The sequence below is a fragment of the Candidatus Tisiphia endosymbiont of Nemotelus nigrinus genome (genome assembly GCF_964026475.1).
Lineage (GTDB): Bacteria > Pseudomonadota > Alphaproteobacteria > Rickettsiales > Rickettsiaceae > Tisiphia.
Window position 1 is genome coordinate 568,839 of record NZ_OZ032151.1, and the last position, 21,409, is coordinate 590,247.

Below are 21,409 nucleotides of genomic sequence, written 5' to 3' on the forward strand. Positions count from 1 at the left end.
ACATATTTGAAGGATGGATGGCCTATTTTTTCTACAAGATTTTTTGGCAAATTTTTGTAACTTTGCCAAAAATCTCTCGTTTGCTTGGAAAAATTTTTGCATACCTTGACTGTATCCTATTATTGATTTAATCATGTAAGTGATTTTTTATTATTTGTTAACAACTAATTTCGTGGGGATATATCAGCTTACAATGACGCTTGTATAGAATAATATCCTTATAATTTTTGTTATTTTTACGATAGAATAAAAAATGCAGGGTATGATGTGGACAATCCTATTCTAATTTTTTTATAATTACCTCTTCTTTAAAGAGTTTTAGATGATTTTTGATACAACAACCAATGAATAATAAAAAATATTAAACTAGTAATTATCCAACTAGCATTATTAATCAGGCTAGACACTGCTTCCTTTTCTACTTTTTGTATATAATTTGTTTTCTCAAGATTCATCTTTTTGTCTATTTCTGCTTCGCTTAATAATCTAATTTTTTCTGCTTCTTGCGGATTCTTAGAATTAATAAAGTCTTCGACAGAATTAAACTTAGCTGTATCATAATTATATTTATATTCTGGTAATACTAGGTGTTTAGTCCCAGGATGTGGTGGTTAGGGTTAATAATAAATTTATTTGGATCAGATGTCCATGTTTTTATGATAAATTCATAAGGAGTTAAACCTTTAAGAGCTTTAAGTCTTTTTGCGAAATTGTAGGCATTGATAAAATCATATAAATGTTGTTTAAGTTGCTGATGATTGTCATAATAAAAACGTTTAACAGTTGCCTCTTTAATAGTACGATTCATACGTTCTACCTGTCCATTAGTCCATGGATGATTAACTTTTGTTAGCCTGTGTTCAATATTGTATTCATAGCAAATACGATCAAAAATATGCATCCAAGCATTCTTATCTACTGTTCTGTTAGTAAATTGAATACCATTATCTGTCAAAATAGTATGAATTTTATAAGGTATAGCTTTAATTAAATTACGAAGAAATTGTGCTGTTTCTGTCTTGGTACATCTTGGTAAAAGTTCTACATACACAAACTTTGAAGTGCGATCAATAGCAACAAATAGATAGAGTTTACCTTCTTCTGTTTTGACTTCAGCAATATCTATATGGAAATAACCAATTGGATAAAGTTTAAACTTCTTCTTGGTTTTGTTATTTCCTTTTACTTCCGGTAACCTACTAACATTATGGCGTTGAAGAAGTCTATGTAAAGAAGATCTAGTAAGCTTGGGAATACTGACTTGTAAAGCATATAAGCAATCATCTAAAGATAATAAAGTGTGTTTACGAAATGCTATACACATAGCTTCTTCTTCAGAAGTTAATACTGTAGAAGATGGTTCTTTGGGACCCATACAAGTATCTTGTAATGTAGTTCGTTTCTTCCACTTAGCAACTGTTTTAGGATTAATAGAATATTTTCTTGCTAAAGTCTTTAAGCTCTCTTGACTATTTTGGATTGCGAAACGTATTGCCTCTGTCGTTTTGGCACAGCCGTGTAATATTTGTCCCATAATTCCTCTCTTGATGGTAATTCTTTATAATATACACCATTACACCCTGGGACTAAACACCTAGAGTTATAGTGTTTTGCATAACTTGTACCAATGTGAACATAAGAATCAGGGTAGCAAAGAGACAAATCACCATACTATAAAGTTGTAATAAATTTTTAAACATACTGTCTCCCAATTATAAACATGATACTATTTTTTTAGTTACCTAGATAAATGAGTTTTTCTTTAATTTTACTATAAGCTATCCTGATTAGCATTTATCCGTAGCAAACTGACGTCATTGTGAGGAGTTACTTATAGTGTAACGATGAAACAACCCAAGAAAGTGTTTGTTTTGGATTACTTCCCAGCTACTCCTCCTCGCTAATAGATGCTTGCTATGGCTAAATACTAATCGGGTCAGCTCTATCTATTATTTACATTAGGTTTTTGTCTAGTTACTGGTGATTTCGTTGGTGTCTCTATTGGTAATTTTGGTTGAGTATTAGATGGTGTTTTTCTTTGCTTAACCTTTTGCAGACTATGTTTTATTTTGTCTGCCCTTAATTCTTGTGCCTTTTTAAATGCTACCAATGGCTCATTTAGCTTTTTAACATCTGCTTGTATTTTATCTAACGAAATTTGTTGATTCTGCTGCTTAGGAGCAGGAGCGGAGTTTTGAGTTTGTGAATTACCAAAGACCTCTTTAATCTTATCAACAATAACATCTATAATGGCATTCATAATTTTTGTAAACCAACCTGTTGTTTGTTCAGGTGTTGTCACTGATGGTGGTAAAGTATCCTTATCACTCTTATCGGGTTCGGATGGTTTTCTAACTACCGGCTCTGGCGATGTTGCAGGAGAACTAGTCCCTAACTTATTATCATCTGGACGGGCAGTTACTTTATTAACTACTTTCCTTGTTGGTTTTATCGGCTGAGATTGTTTAACCTCGTTGTCTTTTGATTTATCAACTTTCTTTTGTGGTTTTTCGACAGTTGGTGTTGAATCTTTTAACTTTTTCAGTCTAGCCTCTAATTCTTTGACAGTTGGTGTTGGTGCAGGGTTTTTTAACGCTTCTTCCGTAGGCCTTGGGTCTCTTATAGCCTTAAGTCTATCTGCTATTTCTTGATCTTTTTGTTTGCCTAATGCAGCACTTTTTTTATCTAAATTAACTTCAGACTGCATTTGCTCTAGCAATTTATCTACTTCCTGATCGGAAACAGAACCAGTAACTCTATCTAATGAATCATTGAATACATCCTCCACTTTTTCAAATTTAGATAATTCCCTATCTAAATCACCAGATACCTTTTCAAATTCCTCATTAATATTTTGTATTTTATTACTCAAAGAACTAGATTTTTTCCTAGACATATTATAACCAAATTAGTTATTTAATACACATACATACATATATTATAACCTATTCTATTAGTTCCTACTAGTAATTTTACCAAATATGTATTTTTTTTAACTCTTTATACTTGTAAGACTGTTACTTTTGTGATATACATACTATGCTATAATTGATGGTGTTCTCGCTAACATGCTCACACAACAAGTTCTTCCTTCTCCCCCACTATCAAACAAACAGTTGCTTGCATTTTTTGCGATGATAGTCGGAATGTTTATGGCAATATTGGATATTCAAATTGTTGCCAGTTCTTTATCAGCCTAAACATTGGTATACTACGCACCATGTAACAAAATATAAGAAACTGGCTCTGTACCACACTTCAGCGTAGTACCCCTTTTAACAATAATCATTCATTAAGTAACAGATGTATTATTTGCTATATTTCTATAAAATAAAGTAACCAAGCTAATTATTAAGAACAATAATCGTCGATGCCATTGGTGCGTTGATCACAGCCCGTTCATCAGCATGGTTTTGGAGTTTTGGTAACATCATTGATGGCATCATACACAAATATTTAAGTGTATGAGAGACCTCGTTTAGAAGAGTAATTCTATTGCCCCTCCAACTTAAAATTAGCTTGGCTTAACAATATTCTACAAAAAGGAGGTGAAATGGTAAAGGAAAATAATGATAAACAGAAATTGGAAATAATGAATCCTAATGCAGCAGGGATTGATATCGGCTCTAGAGAACATTATGTTTGTGTACCAGTTGGCAGAGATAAAGAAGTTGTTAAAAAATTTGCTGCTTTTACTAGTGATTTAAAAGAAATGGTAAATTGGTTAAAAGAATGTAAGATTAAGACGATAGCCATGGAATCAACAGGTGTATATTGGATACCGGTGTTTCAAATATTAGAGACTAATGGGTTTGAGGTTAAATTAGTTAATGCCCGTTATGCAAAAAATGTCCCTGGACGTAAGACAGATGTGAAAGATTGTCAGTGGTTACAAAGGTTACATAGCTATGGTTTATTAAACGGTTCATTTCGTCCTAATAACCAAATATGCGTATTGCGTAGTTATCTAAGGCAAAGAGATAGATTAATAAAAAGTAGTAGAATTCATATTAATCGTATGCAAAAAGCCCTTAATGAAATGAATATCCAATTACATCATGTAATTAGTGACATCACTGGTATTAGTGGAATGAAGATAATTAAAGCTATTATAGTTGGAGAAAGAGACGCTAAAAAGTTAGCTGAATTTAAAGATTATCGTATTAAGAGCAACAGTGAAACTATCATTAAGGCATTAGAGGGAGATTATAGAAAAGAACAGCTTGCTATCCTAAAGCAAGAGTTAGAGTTATATGAATTCTATCTCACTAAAATAGAAGAATGTGATAAATCAATCAAAGAATGTTACGAGGAATTTGATAAATATAATGGCGATGCTATTTTAGAGGGAAATGATAAAAAGCGTAAAGTAAGCAAAAATGCCCCTAAAACATTTGATTTGAGACAATCTTTATATAATGTATCAGGGATAGATTTTAGCAAAATACCAGGATTTGATGTATTAACCGTGCAAACAATGATAGCGGAAGTAGGTTTAGATATGAGTAAATGGAAGACAGAAAAGCATTTTACTTCATGGCTTGGTCTTAGCCCTAATAATCAAATTACTGGTGGAAAAGTTTTTAAAACAAGAACCAAGAAAGTAATTAATAAAGCAAGCATAGCACTTCGAATGTCTGCTTTGAGTTTAGGGAAAGGGAAATCGGCACTAGCTGGTTATTATAGACGGATGAAAAACAAGATTGGGTCACCAAAAGCCATTACTGCTACTGCAAGAAAATTAGCATGTTTATTTTATCGGTTACTAAAATACGGTCAGGATTATGTAGAGCAAGGAATTGAAGCATATGAAAAGCAATATCAGGAAAAAATGATAGAAAATTTAAGAAAACAAGCGGTAAAGCTAGGTTTTGAGCTGGTTACAATAGAACCTTGCTAAAATACTTTTTAGCAGTTTCTTAGAAGTCATTGCAGCGGGTCTTTCTGCTTCTAGCGATGAATTATCTTGGGTTCAAACGTCATATCTTATAGCAGAAGTGATTATAATACCAATAACTGGTTTTACCGCTAGACTTCTTTCTACTAGAATTTCTTATTTTATTGCCGCTTTGGGCTTTACAATTATGAGTATCCTATGTTCGTTGGCAGTCAACATAGAAACAATGATTATTTTTAGAGCTTTACAAGGATTTTTTGGTGGGGCAATGATACCAACAGTTTTTAGTACAATATTTATAATTTTTCCTGTTGCGAAACGTCCAGCAGTTACTGTGGTAGTAGGATTAGTCGTGACGATAGCCCCAACACTTGGTCCAACACTTGGGGGCTACATTACTGAAGGCTTATCTTGGCATTTTATGTTTTTACTCAATGTAATACCTGGCATTTTTGTTTGTGTGATCGTATATTTATATGCTGATTTTGATCAACCTAATTACGGCTTACTTAAGAATTTTGATTTTCTTGGTATTATTTTACTGACTATTACTCTTGCTTCTTTGCAATATGTTTTAGAAGAAGGAAATAAAAAAGGTTGGACAGAAAATAGTTTGATATTATTCCTTATCATCCTGACTGTTGTTGGGTTCATTACGTTAGTTATTAGAGAACTAACATTTATTAATCCAATCTTAGATTTAACACTTTTTGTTGACAAAAATTTTACTTTTGGTTGTGTTTATTCTTTTGTTATAGGTATAGGACTCTACGGTGCAGTCTATTTATTACCTTTATTTCTATTTATAATAGCTGGTTTTAATACTGTACAAATCGGTTTTACTATGATGGTTACGGGTGTAGGGCAATTTCTGTCGGCTCCACTTGCTGGGAAGATGCTTGGTTCTGGAGTAGATTTAAGGATTATGCTGGCTATTGGTCTTGCTATGTTTAGTTTAGGATGCTACTTAAATAGTTTTCTAACAGCCGATGCTAAATTTGTTGAGTTTTTCTTACCGCAATTTATTAGAGGATTAGCTATGATGTTTTGTTTTTTACCTACTAATAATATTGCTTTAGGCAATATGAGTAAAGATAAGATAGGGAATGCTAGTGGGTTGTATAATCTTACTCGTAACCTTGGAGGAGCTGTTGGTATTGCAGTTATTAGCACTCTTCTTACGGATAAAACTAAGATTTTTAGTCAATATCTAAATGAAAATATTTCATCCACTTCACCTTCTGCTCTAATGAAGTTACAGTTTGTGGGACAATTATTAGATGGTAGAGTGATCGATCCGGAGAAGGTCTCGTATTTTTTGTTAGCCACTAATGTAAATAAGGAAGCATTTGTCATTGCGATAAACAGCATATTTGGTATTATAAGTGTGTTGTTTTTTATGGTAATGATCTTCTTACCATTTACATCGATTGTTAAAGGGGGGGGAGGATATGATGCACACTAAAATCTTTACTTTAATTATGTTGTTATTGATATTGTTTGGTCTAACAGGATTACCTACTGATATTTTTGCGTTGTTGACTTCCTCGATTATTGTCGGTATAGCTTATCTTTTTTCGATAAAGCTCAATTTAATTCCAAGTAAGGTCTATTGCAATTATTATTCTATACTATATTTTATTTGGCTAATTAAAGAAATACTGCTATCTAGCTTAGCAGTAATGAAGATTATATGGCGTAAGAATCTTAATTTACAACCAGTCTTTGAGTGGGTTGATTCGGAACAAAAAAATGAGGTCAGTCTTGTAATATATGGTAATTCTATTACCCTTACGCCAGGAACTGTAACACTTGACATATCAAATAATATGTTATTAGTACATGCACTTAGGCAATCATCAATTGACGATTTAAAGTTTGGTGATTCTACTATGAGCAAAAGGATACAGCGAATTTCAACGAGAAACGTTTGTTAACCCAATTGGCATTATGCAAAATTTACAAATGTCATTGTGGGGAGCTACCACAGCTGTCGAAAGTTAGAAAAGGAAGGGGTTTTAGAAGGGCAACGTCATTGCGAGGAGACCGTAGGTCGACGAAGCAATCCATAAAAGTGATTGAAAATGGATTGCTTCGTCGGCTTATGCCTCCTCGCAATGACATTTCCTTGCCTAAAACAGCTTCCTCTTCTAACTTTCGACAGTTGTGGCTAATAGACATTTGTGAATTAGGCGTAATATCAGTTGGGCTAGTACAATCAAGAAAAGGAATTATGGATAAAAATTTTAAACAAACCAGCTTTTTATTTGGTAGCAATGCTGTCTTTATAGAAGAATTATATCAGCTATATTTATCAGATCATACAGCAGTTGATAAAAGTTGGCAAAATTATTTCCAAAATATTGAAAATAATAATAGCCACCAGGTTAATAAAAGCACTGCTCATGTTATTACTTCACCTCGTGAAAGGTTCTCGCCGTTCAGTACGGATATTTCTGCTGCCACTAACAAACTTCGAGCAAAAGCAATGATTGCCAGCTACCGTAAGTGTGGACATTATTTAGTAAAATTAGATCCATTGAATCTTGAAGTTCTTAAAACAAAAAGTCAGCTGAAACTTAATGTGGAAGATTTTGGTTTTACCAAAGATCAGTTGAATAATATTATAGAAATTGATGATGAATTTTTTGCAATAAAAGCATGCACAGTTGGTGAATTGGTTAATTTGCTCGATCAAACTTATGCTAAAGATGTTGCTATAGAGTTTGATCATCTGACAAACGAAGATGAAAGAACTTGGCTTTTTGAACAAATGGAAAGTAACGCTCAAGCTTTTAACATATCGGAACAAGATAAGAAGGACATACTAAAAGATTTAGTGGAAATTGAAGGATTTGAACAATATCTACACATAAAATTTCCTGGGGCAAAGCGTTTCTCAGTAGAGGGAGGAGAGGCGGCTGTAGTAGCTATAGATAAAGCCGTAGATATGTCTATTGTTCATGGAATAGAAGATGTTGTAATAGGTATGGCACATCGAGGAAGGATTAGTACCTTGACTAAGGTAATGACTAAACCTTATAAAGCTATTTTGTCTGGATTTATGACAGGAAGTATCTTGCCGGATGATTTAGGTATCTCAAGTGATGTGAAGTATCATATTGGCTATTCATCAGATCGAATAAGAGGACAATCTAAGGTTCACCTCTCTATGGCAGATAATCCATCGCATTTGGAAGCAGTAAATTCAGTGGTAGCTGGTAAAGTACGAGCGAAACAGGACAGTATTCAAGATATTAACCGCAAGAAAGTAATGAGTATTTTAGTTCATGGTGATACGGCTTTTTGTGGTCAAGGTGTAGTAGCTGAAAGTTTATTTATGTCAAACTTAAAGGCTTATCATATTGGCGGCACTATTCACCTAGTTATTAATAATCAGCTTGGCTTTACAACCAATAGTTGGAATACTAGACCCACTAGATATTCCACCGAATTTGCTAAGATAATTAACAGCCCAATTTTACATGTAAATGGCGATAATATTCAAGCAGTACTAAAAGCTACTAATATAGCAGTGAATTACCGACATAAATTTGCTAGAGATATAGTCGTTGAGCTCATATGTTATCGTAAATACGGTCATAATGAAGGTGATGAACCTATGTATACTCAAGGTGCTATGTATAATGTAATAAAAAATAAACAATCCCCAGCAACGATTTTTGCAAATGAATTAATAGCAGATGGGATAATTGACCAAAATCATTTTCCTGCTTTAAAAGAACAGTTTAAACTAAAATTAGACCAAGAGTATGAACTTGCCAAAAGTTACCAACCGCAAGCTCAGTGTTTAGAGGGGTTATGGTCTGGTTATACTAGGTCAAATGCTGAAATAGTCTCTACTGGTGTTAGTAAGAATACTTTAAAAAAGCTTGGTATAAAGCTTTGTCAAATACCAAAAGATTTTCCTGCAAATCCCAAACTTATGAAATTATTTGGATTAAGAGAAAATACCTTGAAGCAAGATAAACCTATCGACTGGGCAACGGCAGAGCAACTAGCCTTTGCCAGCTTATTAAACTCAGGTATCAGAATACGTTTTACTGGTCAAGATTGTGAACGCGGCACTTTCTCTCACCGGCATGCAGTGTTATATAGTCAAGTGGATGATAGAACTTATATACCATTAAATAATTTATCGCAAAGCCAAGCAAGTTTTGAAATTGCTAACAGTAATTTATCTGAGTATGCAGTTTTAGGTTTTGAATATGGCTATTCATTAGTTAATCCAAAAAATTTAGTAATTTGGGAAGCTCAGTTTGGTGATTTTGCTAACGGAGCTCAAATAATTTTTGACCAATTCATTTCCAGCAGTGAACATAAATGGCTCAGGATGAGTGGTATAGTAGTGCTATTACCACATGGATTGGAAGGGCAGGGTCCAGAACATAGTTCCGCAAGATTTGAGAGATTTCTACAACTTGCTGCTGAAGATAATATTCAAGTTACCTATCCCACGACACCAGCCTCATTCTTTCATTTATTACGTCGTCAAATATACAGTAATATTCGTAAACCACTAATAGTAATGTCACCAAAATCTTTATTAAGACATAAGATGGTTGTATCACCTCTATCTCATATTGATGAGCATACAAGCTTTCTACCTGTGCTAGATGAGATTAATAACGCAATAAATGCCAAAGAAGTAACACGAGTCATATTATGTAGTGGTAAAGTCTATTACGATTTATTAGAAAAGAGAGGAGAAAAAAATATTTCAGATATAGTAATTATTAGACTGGAACAATTATATCCGTTTGAAAAAGATGTTGTCATTAAAATATTAGGTAAATATAATAAAGCTAAGGAGTTTATTTGGTGTCAAGAAGAACCTAAAAATATGGGGGCATGGAATTTTATTAAAGACCACTTAAATGAAAGCCTAAAAGATATGTCAATTAATAATCAATTTAAATATGTTGGTAGGAATGAATCTGCTTCACCTGCAGTTGGTTCACTTAGCATACATAATAAGCAGCAAGAAAAATTACTTGAGGAAGCTTTGGGTAAATACAGCTAACCTGATTAACGTTACTTCAGCAAGCTGTTTATTAGGATTGTCACTCCACTATCATGACTCGTGATAACGGCTATTTGTTTCTACAAACTAGCATTTTATATCATTAGTTGTAATTTTTAAATTACCATGAGTATAATAAGAATATATTTAAGTTGACAGTTTGATATTATCTGATTATAAAGAGAACTGTTATTTCGTATTGGATGTGAATTTATGAAGCGTACATTTCAACCTAGCAATTTAGTAAGAAAAAGAAGGCATGGGTTTAAGGCAAGAATGGCAACTGTAGGTGGTAGAGAGATTTTAAGGAAACGTCGAGCAAAAGGCAGAAGAAAGTTATCAGCGTAGTCAGTGCTTATTTTATCCCTAAAAAGCCAAAAAGAATTTGACTTAGTTAATAAGTTAGGCAAAAAGTTCCATAGCCCTTATTATATTAGCATAATAGCTAAAAACTTTACTAAGCTTCATCAAATACAGTTATGTAAAAAATCTAGTGAAATTCTAGATAATTCATCAAATATAGTGCTTTTGGGCATGAAAGTCGGAAGGAAGTTAGGAAATGCTGTTATTCGTAATAAAATTAAAAGACGTATCAGACATTTAGTTAGGCTTCTAAGCCAAGTGCCACAATTTAAACAAAATATTTGGGCAATGATAATTATCCCTAAGAAAGGTTTTGAACAAATTGAGTTTGCGACCTTATTAAGTGAGTTGTATAGTTCGTGTATCAAAAATGCTAAGAACTAAAACCAATTCTTTGCAAACCTTGGATGAAGGGGCTTTACGAGTAGCAAGAAAGATTAATTGTGCCTTTCTTGTCACAAATTACCCCAAAATACTATTACCCAATACTTAATAATAATTTTTTAAGTAGGCTGAAAGAAAATATTATGCTATATACCTAAGGTCAGGTGACCTAAGTGGAATTTGAAAATTATTTGTGTTTCACTGGTGTTTATTTTGAGAGCCTGTAAAGGGACTCTTGTTTATTAATTTTAAGGAGAAATATTATATGAAAAAATTATTATTAATTGCCGCTACCAGTACGGCTCTTTTAACTTCCGCTGCATCATTTGCTGAAACAGGTGGGTTTTATCTTAAAGCTGAAGGCGGTGCAATTAGGTTGAATGCACTGAAATTTAAGGATGATAATGATAAGAGTGTTAGTGAAAAGTTTAAATCCACTACTTCTGCTATTGTTGGTGTTGGGGCTGGTTATTATATCATGGATAATGTTAGAACAGAGCTGACACTTGACTTCCTCACCAATCCAGAATTTAAATGCTCTAAGACCATTAACAATGTATCTGTGAACGCTAAAGCTAAAGAAAGCATTAGATCATTATTACTCAGTGGTTATGTTGATTTATATGATGCAGGTGTAGTTAAAATCTTTGCCGGAGCTGGTATTGGTATGGCTCAAGTGCAGCAGAAGATTACTTGGACTGTAACTCCTAACGGGGGGGGGAAAGCAAATGGAGATTCTGACTCTTTTGAGACTGCTAATAATTTTGCTTATCAATTAAGTGTTGGTGCTTCTTTTAATTTGGCTGATAACATGAACCTAGATCTTGCTTATAGTTGGAGAGATTATGGAGAAACAGGTGATGTGAAGGGTGAAGAGAACAAGAAAAAGAAGAAAGAAACACCTAAAACCGCCATCAGAGGGCATAATTTAATGGCTGGCATAAGATTCGATCTCTAATCAATAGTTATATAACTATCTGACTAACTATTAGCAAGGAAGCTATGGAACAATTGTAAGTTGTCATTCCCGCGTAGGCGGGAATCTCTATGCTCCTGCGACCGCAGGGATGACACAAAAACTAGGATTGTTTCGTTGCCACTAAAGTGGCTTCTTGCAATGACGCTATTTTGCTATAGATAAATACTAATTGATATGTTCATTATTTTTTCTATATAGAAGGGGGCTTTTTAGCCCCCTTTTTTTGTATTTTTTTCAGTCTTTGACAAAAAAATATAGTTAATATGTAATTAAATCTTGTGTAAAAAACTAAAAATTTGTTAGAATTTAATTGAAAACCTGTTAAATTTTCTTTACTTATAATTTAGGAGCAAGCATATGAAAAAATTATTATTAATTGCTACCACAAGTACTGTTATTTTGACTTCTACCACATCATTTGCCGAAGTAGGACATTTTTATGTTAAGCTCGAAGGGGGTGCAACTAAGTTGAATATAGAACAATTCGAATATTATAATACAAAAATAAAATCCAATATTAATGGTATTTTTGGTGTTGGTGTTGGTTATTATCTAATGGATAATTTTAGAGCAGAACTGACACTTGATTCTCTTGTTAATCCAGAATTTAAGGGATCTTTTTTTGAGGATATTAAAGTATTTGAATTTAAAATGTCTGGGAAAGGTAAAACAAAAGGAAATGTGAAATCATTATTACTCAGTGGTTATGTTAATTTGTGTGACGCAGGTATTGTTAAATTATTTGTTGGAGCCGGTATTGGTATGGCCAAAGTAAAAGAAAAATCTACTGGTACTGTTACTATTGAAGTTGAAGACGAGAAAGTATCAGGAACAGTTTCTGAATCCTCTAAGAATGCTAATAATTTTGCTTATCAGTTGACAGCTGGTGTTTCTCTTGATTTGGCTGATAGAATAAAACTAGATATTACCTATAGCTGGAGAGATTATGGAGATACAAAGCCTGGTACATACAATCATCAAGTTCAAGGACATAGACGTGTATAGTGGGACAAGCAGCAAAACCTCCTACAAAGGTCATAATTTAATTGCTGGTATAAGGTTTGATATCTAATAATCAATAGTTTATCGATTCATTATTTTTATTATACAAAAGAAGGGGAGATTTATTAGCTCCCTTTTTTTGTTATTTGCTTGGTTGTTTAACAAAATAAGCTGGCTAATAAGTCTAATTTATAGTAAACTTTAAATAAAAAAATAGAACCATGAGAAATTTATTATTACTAACGATCATCAGCATTTCACTTTTATTTTCTGATTCTTCTTGGGCTATTGACAATCAATTTTATTTAAAAGCTGAAGTTGGGGCAAGTAAAATAAATAATATTAAGTTACATGATAAAAAATTAAAGCAGAATATCGCTACTATTGTTGGCGGAGGTGTCGGTTATTATGTTCTAAATAATGTTAGAGCTGATCTTATGCTTAATTTCTTTGCTAATCAGCAATCGAAGCATTCTTTTGCCGGTACAGACTCAAAAATTAAGCCCCAAATTACTACTTTAGTGCTTAGTGGTTATGTCGATGTTTTTGATATAAGTATTTGTGAATTTTTTATTGGAGCTGGGGCTGGAATTGGTCAACTGAAAAATAAAATTACTACTAATAGTAAACTTGGTACTTCAACTTCCACTAATAAAAAAATAATCTAGTTTATCACCTTACTGTTGGAGCAGCTGCCAAGTTAGCCCCTATAGTAAAAGTTGAGGTAGCTTATAGCTGGAAAGATCTTGGTAGCAGCAAAAAGATAAAAGATCATGTTAAGTCATTGCCATATAAAGGGCATAATGTAACGCTTGGCATAAGGCTTGATGTATGATATCTATTACAGAATAAGTATCCTCTTACAAGGTTTGCTTTGAACAAATTGCAGAAGGTGCTGAGAACAGCAGCCTTGCACAATAAGGCGAAGGAAATTATATCATAAGTAAAATAATAGGTTTAGGCTGTGTGAAAGTCTCTATTGAGTCCAAATAAGAGTTCCTGCAAAATGCAAAAAAGATAAAACAACAGAAGCCGTTTTATCAAGTCTTGAGAAAATGCGTCTAAAATTCTTAATTTTTAGATTTTGGACAGCAAGACGAGTTACTTTATAACTTTACTAAGTTGTACATTATGCAAGTTATGACAAAGACTCTCAATTGCCTGTTCATAAGCAATGAGTTCTGATATAGTCCAATTAAACCGGCTAAAAATATTATAGGCATTATTGATCTCAGTATTAATGTCAGCTGTATTAAGCCCCCCATTAGAGAGTAACTTTCTTAGCTTTGCTTCCTGCATCTTTTTATATTCATCATGACTTGCTGTGCCAGATTCTGCTGTATTATGCATCTTCCTACTCCGTATTTGTATTTCTACATTACGTTCATAGATACCAACTACAACTATGACATGTAAGGAACGGTATCCATTATCCTTAGGATTAGCAATATAGTTTTTAGACTTTTCTACATTAACAGAATAGATATTGTAAATAATATCCAATACTTTATAACAGTCTTCTTTTTTATCAACTATAATTCTAAAAGCAATTAGGTCTGTTAATTCTTTCAAAGCAATAGTTTTTCTTAATACCTTCTTTAAAGCAGAACAAGGGTCTTTTAATCTGTAATGTATTTCAGATGCTATATCATTTTTATGTAGTTTTGTACTAATAGTACTTATGATATTACGTAAATCATTAGTATTTGTACCTTGCATAATTAATACTCTACTCAGTTGAGATGAACTTGTTTTAAAATATTTATTACAAAATAATCAGTTTTTGATCATTGTATAGTTAAACATATGGAATTAGGTGACAGAAAAATCGATCAACAGTATAACTAATACTACAGTGGTAGATTCTAAAAACTAGAAATTATCATGACCAAAACTATGATACAGCTGTATATTTATACCTAAATTTTAGCAACAAATTGTAAATAAAACACTCAAATTTCCTATAATTTATTCAATCTACCACTGTAGTACTAACCTGAATAGCATTTTGCATCTATTAGCTAGTAAATTTGATGGGAATTAGGAGTTAATTGATAATTTCATTTACTCCTTACCCTTGTATCTGTTGTTGCTATTGTAATTCAAGCCATCCCCCTAGAACGGATAGCATAAATTAGGAATTCTTGGTTACCTTTTGCTCCTAGGATAGGGCTGGGTATTATCCCAAATATGTTAAAATGATAATTTGCTTCTAGCCATTGTTGAATTTTGTCACATACTCTTTGGTGTAAGAATTGGCTTCTGACAATACCACCCTTCCCCACCTCATTCTTTGCCACTTCAAATTGGGGCTTAATTAGAGCAACTAAACTACAATTATCTTTTGCCAAGCTAAATGCAGTGGGTAATATGGTGGTAAGGCTAATGAAACTAGCATCGCAAACAATCAAGTCTGGTGGTAAACTAATTTGCTCAATTGTTAAATACCGGGCATTAGTTCTTTCAATTACTGAAATTCTAGGATTATTACGTAGCTTATGATGTAGTTCACCATATCCTACATCTACTGCAAAAATCTTTTCAGCATTCCTACGGAGCAACACCTCAGTAAAACCACCAGTACTAGAGCCTATATCTAGACAGACTAGCCCTTGTGGGTCAATATTGAAATGGTCTAGAGCAGCAATTAACTTTAACGCCCCTCGTGATACATAGTCATGTATCGGGCGTTTTATAATAATATCACGAGTATCAATTGATATTCCAGTACCCGGTTTAGTATTCTTCTGCCGATTAACATATACTTTGCCTTGTATTATTAGGCTTCGTGCTACGTTAATATCGTCAACTAATTGGCATTCTACTAAATGCTGGTCAAGTCTTATTTTTTTCATCAATCAAATTTATAGTGTTCTTAATACCAAAAAGTTTAATAAAGGATCCAAGCCTTGGCCCTTCAGTTTGCCCAAGTAATATTTGATATAATTCTTTAAAATAATCCCGTAAATTACTATAGCCATGATTATTACCTATATCATAAATCCTCTCTTGAATTTGTTCGGAAGTAATATCTACTGGTAAAGCAGATAACATAGTGCTGATTTCTTGTAAGATAATTCTCTGCTGAGCATTAGGGGTTAAATAACGCTTATTCGCTTTAATAAAGTCATTATAATAATCAATGGCAAAATTTGTTAAATGATCAAGATACGGAGCATTTTGCTTCGTCGCCTCTGGAGCATATTTACTGATGAACCCCCAAAGTACCGATTTATCTTCGGGATTACAAACCGATGCTAGGTTAAGCAATAAGCTAAAACTAATGCCAAAAGTTTCAATAATAGGCACATTCCCATGATGAATATGGTGTACTGGATTGGCAAAACGCTTTACTTGATCTGTTTCTAAGTGATATTTTTTATTAAATGTAATATATTCATCAACATTTTTAGGTATTACATCAAAATGTAAGCGTTTGGCTCTTGTTGGATTCTGATAGATAAATAGTGCCATACTTTCCATAGGGGCGTATTGTAACCATTGATCAACCGTGATACCATTGCCTGTAGATTTAGAAATTTTCTCTCCATCTTCATTAAGAAATAATTCATAAAAAAATTGTACTGGTTCGACTCCATCTAAAATTCGACAAATCTCACAATATAACCTGGCATTATTCATATGTTCCTTGCCATACATTTCATAATCAACTTGTAATGCAGCCCAACGCATAGCAAAATCAGGCTTCCATTGTAGTTTACAATGCCCCTTTGTCACAGGAACTTCAACCAATCTTCCTTCCTCGTCTTGATAGCTAATAGTACCGTTTAAACGATCAGTTTTGATAATAGGTACTTGTAGAACAATGCCAGTTTTTGGACAAATAGGCATGAAAGGTGAATAGGTTGCTTTTCTTTCTGCTCGAAAGGTTGGTAACATTAGAGCCATTATTTCATCATATTTGTCTATGACTTTCAGCATCATCTGATCAAATAAACCGGATTTATAACATTCTGTACTACTAACAAATTGATATTTAAAGCCAAACCTATCCAAAAATGAACGAAGTTTAGCATTCATGTAGTGTCCATAACTTTCACATTCACCAAAAGGATCTGGCACAGATGTCAAGGGTCTGCCAATATGCGGTGCTATCATATCAGGATTGGGGATATTACTTGGAACTTTACGCAGACCATCCATATCATCAGAAAAACAAAACATCTTAGTTGGAATATTCGATAGTTGCTTAAATGCTTCTTGTACCATTATAGATCTAGCAACTTCTGCAAATGTACCTATATGCGGTAATCCTGATGGTCCATAGCCTGTTTCAAATAATACATAACCTTTATCAGGAGTTTTTCCACCCAGCTGATCTAATATTTTTTTTGCTTCTAAAAAAGTCCAAGCGTTTGACTTAACAGCATCTTCTAAAATTTCTAATTCTGACATCTATAATATCCATTTCCATATAGTTTGATTTCGCATATTGAGTATACTCAGGTAGAACTTCAAGAATTGGCGTTCCCGCGACCAAAGATCTCCGCTGCTCACGTACTAATGTACGCTCCGCTGCTCGACTTTGACACTCCTAGCTCTTCTTGAAGTTGACCCTTCGTCTACCAACTCTTCATTTACGAGCAGTATATAATATACGTGGTTTCTGTAAATTTATAAATTTATCTCTTGAGTTTTTTATAATATTCTTAGACAATAGCAACTTAAAAATTAGCGTTTACCCATGACCATCCCTTCTATTATCCATTTTATTCGTAAAGACAGCTTTAGAGTTTTACATATAGCCCTAATTTGTATATGCCTCTTTGCCTTATCTTTAGCTTATTTTGTTGAATATATATTACATTTTTTACCTTGTCCTTTATGTATTTATCAAAGATTCCCATATTTATTTATCATCAAGATTTCAATTGTAGCACTAATTATTAAAAAAATAAGCAAATATACTTTATTTTTTATTGTTCTAAACTTATTAGGTGCTTGCATATTAGCAGGCTATCATAGTGCCGTGGAAAGAGGAATAGTTGAGCCAAGTACTCTTTGCTCAACTTTAATCCATATTCCAAAACATTTATCCATCCACGATGTTAAAGGAATATTTTATAGTCAACCAATCACGACTTGTGCCAAAGCAACTGTTAAATTATTTGGCATGTCCATGACAGAATGGAACTTATTACTAAACCTCTCTTTATTATTAGGGGTACTCTTTATTTGGTTTTATCCTAATAGTGCTAAATCTGAAAACAATATCACTATAGAATAAAATGTGACTAGCACTAAGCATAAATTAAAAAAAAATAATTTTTTAAGTGTTAGAAGGAGGAGCAATTTAATAAATGAAAATAGTAACTTGGAATATTAATTCCATACGTTTGCGACTTAGTTTGCTTAAAAGATTAATAGAGGAACATCGACCTGATATTATATCGCTGCAAGAGACCAAAACAGTTAATGAGTTATTTCCTAATCAAGCCATTAATGATATGGGTTATCAGCATATATATTATTCAGGACAAAAATCTTATAATGGAGTAGCAATTTTATCGAAATTTCCTGTTACTAATATGTTCTCCCTTGAGTTATATAATGGTGATAAAAGGCATCTAGCCATTGAAGTTCTGGGTATTGAGATACATAATTTTTATGTACCTGCTGGTGGAGACATAGCTGATGCGAATATCAATGAAAAATTTAAACATAAATTGGCATACTTAAAATTAGCACAACAATGGTTGACCACTAATCGTAGTAAAGATAGTAAGATTATCATAATGGGAGATCTAAATATTGCGCCACATGAACATGATGTATGGTCTAGTCGTCAATTGCGTAATGTTGTTAGCCATACAGACATAGAGCGTTCAACCTTGTTGGAGTTACAAAACTCCTTAGGTTTTATTGATAGTAGCCGCTATTTCATACCATATGACAAGAAATTTTATACTTGGTGGAGTTATAGAAATGTAGATTGGCAAAAATCTAATCGGGGACGTAGATTAGATCATATCTGGACTAGTTGTAACTTACAAGATAAGATGTTATCAGTTAACTCATTATCGGAGGCTAGGGGGTGGCTTCAACCTTCTGATCATGTACCATATTTTTTAACATTGAATATTGCTGTTAACAAAGATATGTATCTATGGTAAAATATTTGGGAAATAATGAGTATACTCGAATGCTTTGAAGAATTAGTTCTGCAAATACTTGCGAGGTATTTGCCATAATAGTACTTACATTTTTTATTAGACCTCTAAGGTGTTCTCTTTTGTCTAGACACTGTTAACAAAGCTTATTTAATTGGTGAATAAAGTCTTTTTTGCTGCAAATTATAAGATTTTTTTGAAATAGGTATACTATTCCGGCAAAAATCTTATTAATTTTCGCTAAAAAATCCATTAATTCATCAATCAAATAAGATTTGTTAACAGTGTCTAGACAAAAGGAGACCACCTTAGTTAAATTTCTCTATATAATTTATTACTTTTTTCTTAAATCTTCACTATATGGGCTTGTTGATATTTTCCTCTTATTTTTATCATATTACCTAATACAATAGGTTTTACTTTATATCTCAAATTATCTAAATTTTTGTCTGTACAAAGGGAATCATCTCACCTATTTTAAGAATTATATGTTTTCTTGGTTTTTAGCATGTTTTTTATTATTTAACATCTCTCTTGCTTTAGCAAGTCTTATAAACCGTGCAAAAGCAAGAATCATAGAGTCAACAAAACCATCAAAACCAAATACCCAATACCGTCTTATAAAGAATGATTTTAGAAAATAAGAAATAGTTTCTGTAGCAATCCTTATTCTTGATGGATTCCTACCTAGTTTGACTAAATCTTCTGCTTGCTCAGAAGAATAAAAATTTGCTTTAGCTACTAATTGCTCAATTGACATGCCAGTTCTATGATAAATTATACCATTTAAATCATAGATTTTACCTTGTGAGTTAATATCTGGATTAAATAACACCGAATCATGAGTAGTAGTACTATTATTATTAGAAAAACTACTATATTTACGATTATATAATCTGATAAATTTATGATAAGGAGCAAAACGACGAACTTTATGATCGTTACGGTGCAATATAACATTTTTAGTACGATAAGCTAAATAATTATCTTGAATATTTGAAGCGAATATAAATTCTATTTCATCCTGTAATTCTTTTGACAATTCTTCATCAGCGTCAATATTTAATATCCAATCATTCTGACACAAATTCTCACCAAAAGTTTTTTGTTTAACATAACCACTCCATTCATTAAAAATTACTTTGCTCCCTAAATCTCTGACAATTTGTACTGTATCATCAGTGCTACCACTATCAACAACAATAATCTCTCCCACAATGTCCTTAACACTGTTGATAGCTCTTGTCACTCTAGCGGCTTCATTTTTTGTGATAATAAAAGCTGAAATCTTTAACATATGACTCCTTATAGCTAACCTAATTAACATTACACCAAATTTACAGCCATCATTGCAAGCTGATATATCTCCATGAAATTAGTCGCTAACAAATAATAAAAAATCACCTGCATTATTAAACCAATAATAGGATATAGTCAAGATATGCAAAAATTTTGCCAAGCAAACACCACGAATAAACACCTATTTTTTTACTTGAATACAATAAATTAGTTATCTCCGATAGCATCCTAGAGAGATAGCAAAATTTGGTCATGATGTCAAGTTTATGGCACTGCAATTTGTTAAACCATATGTTAAAAGCAATATTATTTTTTTCTTGCATTTTTGGGTAGTTCCATACATGAATTTAGGAACTTATAACAATATCAAGAAACTACTTGGGTTAGCTATATTTTAAAAGTTATTTACAAAAATATACATAATGCTATTGTTTGAGCAAGGTCTAATTACTAAGTATGGAGAATATATGCAAATTGTGGGTTTACTTGATGGTAAGAAAGGATTAATTACAGGCGTCGCTAATAATTTATCAATATCTTGGGCTATTGCCCAAATGGTCAAAGAACATGGGGCAGACTTAGCTCTTACCTACCAAGGAGAAATGCTTGAAAAACGCGTTCGACCTCTTGCTGAAGAAATTGGTTGTAATTTTGTTGTTCCATGTGATGTAACGAGTGAAGAGTCACTTGATAATTTGTTTAAGATTATTGAACAAAAATGGGGTAAACTTGATTTCTTGGTTCATTCTATCGCTTTTTCTGACCGAAATGAATTAAAAGGTAGATATATAGATACTACACTACCTAATTTTCTTAATAGCATGAATATATCATGTTATTCTCTAACTGCTATGGCAAAACGGGCAGAACCTTTGATGAAAGATGGCGGTAGTATCCTTACTCTGACTTATTATGGTTCCCAAAAGGTAGTCCGTAATTATAATGTGATGGGACCTGCTAAAGCTGCATTAGAATGTAGTGTAAAATATCTTGCAACTGATATGGGATCAAATAATATCCGAGTAAATGCTATATCGGCTGGTCCTATAAAAACTCTAGCCTCTAGTGGTATTAGTGATTTCAAAACTATGTTAGCTTCCCATGAGGCTACGTCACCATTACGCAGAAATATTTCTTCTAGTGATGTGGCAGGAGCTGCTTTATACTTGCTGAGTAACTTATCATCCGGAGTTACTGGTGAAATGCATTATGTTGATGGTGGATTTAACACTACAGTAGGGATGGATGTTGGTGCTAGCTCTTAGCAATCCCTTGCTCTCTTGAATTGGCATACTATTGGCTGCTCCGCA

The 21,409-nt window shown here is 32.9% G+C and carries 18 protein-coding genes and 1 pseudogene; 12 read left to right on the top strand and 7 right to left on the bottom strand.

Annotated elements, in window-relative coordinates; all coding sequences use genetic code 11:
• Window positions 1-308: 308 nt before the first annotated feature.
• The 3 genes from AAGD39_RS02695 to AAGD39_RS02705 all read right to left on the bottom strand — a co-directional run bounded on the left by AAGD39_RS02695 (window position 309) and on the right by AAGD39_RS02705 (window position 2,896).
• Entirely contained in the window at window positions 309-455 is a 147-nt protein-coding gene (locus AAGD39_RS02695) for a hypothetical protein (protein WP_341757071.1), read from the bottom strand.
• Between the two features lie 128 nt (window positions 456-583).
• Complete coding sequence (locus AAGD39_RS02700) at window positions 584-1,534, bottom strand: IS481 family transposase (RefSeq protein WP_341756822.1); 951 nt, start codon at window positions 1,532-1,534, stop codon at window positions 584-586.
• A 408-nt stretch (window positions 1,535-1,942) separates the two neighbouring features.
• Window positions 1,943-2,896, bottom strand: a complete 954-nt coding sequence (locus AAGD39_RS02705; protein WP_341757072.1) for a hypothetical protein — start codon at window positions 2,894-2,896, stop codon at window positions 1,943-1,945.
• A 657-nt stretch (window positions 2,897-3,553) separates the two neighbouring features.
• On the opposite strand from AAGD39_RS02705, the gene AAGD39_RS02710 reads away from it, so the two are divergent.
• From AAGD39_RS02710 to AAGD39_RS02750, 9 genes and pseudogenes are all read left to right on the top strand, one after another.
• Window positions 3,554-4,900, top strand: coding sequence for an IS110 family transposase (locus AAGD39_RS02710; RefSeq protein WP_341756063.1), 1,347 nt, complete (start codon window positions 3,554-3,556; stop codon window positions 4,898-4,900).
• A 19-nt stretch (window positions 4,901-4,919) separates the two neighbouring features.
• Window positions 4,920-6,362: pseudogene (locus AAGD39_RS02715) on the top strand (DHA2 family efflux MFS transporter permease subunit); the annotation flags it as partial.
• A 16-nt stretch (window positions 6,363-6,378) separates the two neighbouring features.
• Window positions 6,379-6,834 (top strand): Na+/H+ antiporter subunit E, encoded by a 456-nt coding sequence (locus tag AAGD39_RS02720; protein ID WP_341757214.1) that lies wholly within the window; start codon window positions 6,379-6,381, stop codon window positions 6,832-6,834.
• A 296-nt stretch (window positions 6,835-7,130) separates the two neighbouring features.
• A complete protein-coding gene (locus tag AAGD39_RS02725; protein WP_341757215.1) occupies window positions 7,131-9,941 on the top strand; it encodes a 2-oxoglutarate dehydrogenase E1 component in 2,811 nt (936 codons plus the stop codon).
• Between the two features lie 213 nt (window positions 9,942-10,154).
• Window positions 10,155-10,289 (top strand): 50S ribosomal protein L34, encoded by a 135-nt coding sequence (gene rpmH / locus AAGD39_RS02730; RefSeq protein WP_341757073.1) that lies wholly within the window; start codon window positions 10,155-10,157, stop codon window positions 10,287-10,289.
• Between the two features lie 3 nt (window positions 10,290-10,292).
• Entirely contained in the window at window positions 10,293-10,688 is a 396-nt protein-coding gene (gene rnpA / locus AAGD39_RS02735) for a ribonuclease P protein component (RefSeq protein ID WP_341757074.1), read from the top strand.
• Window positions 10,689-10,953: 265 nt separating this feature from the next.
• Window positions 10,954-11,646 (top strand): outer membrane protein, encoded by a 693-nt coding sequence (locus AAGD39_RS02740; RefSeq protein WP_341757075.1) that lies wholly within the window; start codon window positions 10,954-10,956, stop codon window positions 11,644-11,646.
• Window positions 11,647-12,024: 378 nt separating this feature from the next.
• On the top strand, window positions 12,025-12,672 hold the full coding sequence (locus AAGD39_RS02745; RefSeq protein WP_341757076.1) for an outer membrane protein: 648 nt from the start codon (window positions 12,025-12,027) through the stop codon (window positions 12,670-12,672).
• Between the two features lie 218 nt (window positions 12,673-12,890).
• A complete protein-coding gene (locus AAGD39_RS02750) occupies window positions 12,891-13,337 on the top strand; it encodes an outer membrane beta-barrel protein (protein ID WP_341757077.1) in 447 nt (148 codons plus the stop codon).
• A 433-nt stretch (window positions 13,338-13,770) separates the two neighbouring features.
• Here the strand turns inward: AAGD39_RS02750 and AAGD39_RS02760 are convergent, their stop codons facing one another.
• From AAGD39_RS02760 to AAGD39_RS02770, 3 genes are all read right to left on the bottom strand, one after another.
• Window positions 13,771-14,388 (bottom strand): bifunctional (p)ppGpp synthetase/guanosine-3',5'-bis(diphosphate) 3'-pyrophosphohydrolase, encoded by a 618-nt coding sequence (locus AAGD39_RS02760; RefSeq protein WP_341757078.1) that lies wholly within the window; start codon window positions 14,386-14,388, stop codon window positions 13,771-13,773.
• 383 nt (window positions 14,389-14,771) lie between these two features.
• Window positions 14,772-15,524, bottom strand: a complete 753-nt coding sequence (locus AAGD39_RS02765; RefSeq protein ID WP_341757079.1) for a TlyA family RNA methyltransferase — start codon at window positions 15,522-15,524, stop codon at window positions 14,772-14,774.
• On the bottom strand, window positions 15,505-17,085 hold the full coding sequence (locus AAGD39_RS02770) for a lysine--tRNA ligase (RefSeq protein ID WP_341757080.1): 1,581 nt from the start codon (window positions 17,083-17,085) through the stop codon (window positions 15,505-15,507). The genes AAGD39_RS02765 and AAGD39_RS02770 overlap by 20 nt, the downstream gene beginning before the upstream one ends.
• Before the next feature lie 289 nt (window positions 17,086-17,374).
• Between AAGD39_RS02770 and AAGD39_RS02775 the strand changes: the two genes are divergently transcribed.
• Together AAGD39_RS02775 and xth are read left to right on the top strand one after the other, a co-directional pair.
• Window positions 17,375-17,917: a disulfide bond formation protein B gene (locus AAGD39_RS02775; protein WP_341757081.1), complete on the top strand. Its 543-nt coding sequence runs from the start codon at window positions 17,375-17,377 to the stop codon at window positions 17,915-17,917.
• Window positions 17,918-17,990: 73 nt separating this feature from the next.
• Window positions 17,991-18,803, top strand: a complete 813-nt coding sequence (xth, locus tag AAGD39_RS02780) for an exodeoxyribonuclease III (RefSeq protein WP_341757082.1) — start codon at window positions 17,991-17,993, stop codon at window positions 18,801-18,803.
• Window positions 18,804-19,284: 481 nt separating this feature from the next.
• On the opposite strand, the gene AAGD39_RS02785 is transcribed toward xth, so the two are convergent.
• Window positions 19,285-20,097: a glycosyltransferase family 2 protein gene (locus tag AAGD39_RS02785; RefSeq protein WP_341757083.1), complete on the bottom strand. Its 813-nt coding sequence runs from the start codon at window positions 20,095-20,097 to the stop codon at window positions 19,285-19,287.
• Window positions 20,098-20,566: 469 nt separating this feature from the next.
• Between AAGD39_RS02785 and AAGD39_RS02790 the strand changes: the two genes are divergently transcribed.
• Entirely contained in the window at window positions 20,567-21,364 is a 798-nt protein-coding gene (locus AAGD39_RS02790) for an enoyl-ACP reductase (RefSeq protein WP_341757084.1), read from the top strand.
• Window positions 21,365-21,409 lie beyond the last annotated feature (45 nt).

What these genes read in the sequence shown, in the direction of transcription:
- AAGD39_RS02745 (WP_341757076.1), top strand. Translation starts at nt 12,025, where the DNA reads ATGAAAAAATTATTATTAATTGCTACCACAAGTACTGTTATTTTGACT.
- AAGD39_RS02740 (WP_341757075.1), top strand. Translation starts at nt 10,954, where the DNA reads ATGAAAAAATTATTATTAATTGCCGCTACCAGTACGGCTCTTTTAACT.
- xth (WP_341757082.1), top strand. Translation starts at nt 17,991, where the DNA reads ATGAAAATAGTAACTTGGAATATTAATTCCATACGTTTGCGACTTAGT.
- AAGD39_RS02725 (WP_341757215.1), top strand. Translation starts at nt 7,131, where the DNA reads ATGGATAAAAATTTTAAACAAACCAGCTTTTTATTTGGTAGCAATGCT.
- AAGD39_RS02750 (WP_341757077.1), top strand. Translation starts at nt 12,891, where the DNA reads ATGAGAAATTTATTATTACTAACGATCATCAGCATTTCACTTTTATTT.
- AAGD39_RS02710 (WP_341756063.1), top strand. Translation starts at nt 3,554, where the DNA reads ATGGTAAAGGAAAATAATGATAAACAGAAATTGGAAATAATGAATCCT.
- AAGD39_RS02775 (WP_341757081.1), top strand. Translation starts at nt 17,375, where the DNA reads ATGACCATCCCTTCTATTATCCATTTTATTCGTAAAGACAGCTTTAGA.
- AAGD39_RS02695 (WP_341757071.1), bottom strand. Translation starts at nt 455, where the DNA reads ATGAATCTTGAGAAAACAAATTATATACAAAAAGTAGAAAAGGAAGCA.
- AAGD39_RS02785 (WP_341757083.1), bottom strand. Translation starts at nt 20,097, where the DNA reads ATGTTAAAGATTTCAGCTTTTATTATCACAAAAAATGAAGCCGCTAGA.
- AAGD39_RS02765 (WP_341757079.1), bottom strand. Translation starts at nt 15,524, where the DNA reads ATGAAAAAAATAAGACTTGACCAGCATTTAGTAGAATGCCAATTAGTT.
- AAGD39_RS02770 (WP_341757080.1), bottom strand. Translation starts at nt 17,085, where the DNA reads ATGTCAGAATTAGAAATTTTAGAAGATGCTGTTAAGTCAAACGCTTGG.
- AAGD39_RS02700 (WP_341756822.1), bottom strand. Translation starts at nt 1,534, where the DNA reads ATGGGACAAATATTACACGGCTGTGCCAAAACGACAGAGGCAATACGT.
- AAGD39_RS02760 (WP_341757078.1), bottom strand. Translation starts at nt 14,388, where the DNA reads ATGCAAGGTACAAATACTAATGATTTACGTAATATCATAAGTACTATT.
- AAGD39_RS02790 (WP_341757084.1), top strand. Translation starts at nt 20,567, where the DNA reads ATGCAAATTGTGGGTTTACTTGATGGTAAGAAAGGATTAATTACAGGC.
- rpmH (WP_341757073.1), top strand. Translation starts at nt 10,155, where the DNA reads ATGAAGCGTACATTTCAACCTAGCAATTTAGTAAGAAAAAGAAGGCAT.
- AAGD39_RS02720 (WP_341757214.1), top strand. Translation starts at nt 6,379, where the DNA reads ATGTTGTTATTGATATTGTTTGGTCTAACAGGATTACCTACTGATATT.
- AAGD39_RS02705 (WP_341757072.1), bottom strand. Translation starts at nt 2,896, where the DNA reads ATGTCTAGGAAAAAATCTAGTTCTTTGAGTAATAAAATACAAAATATT.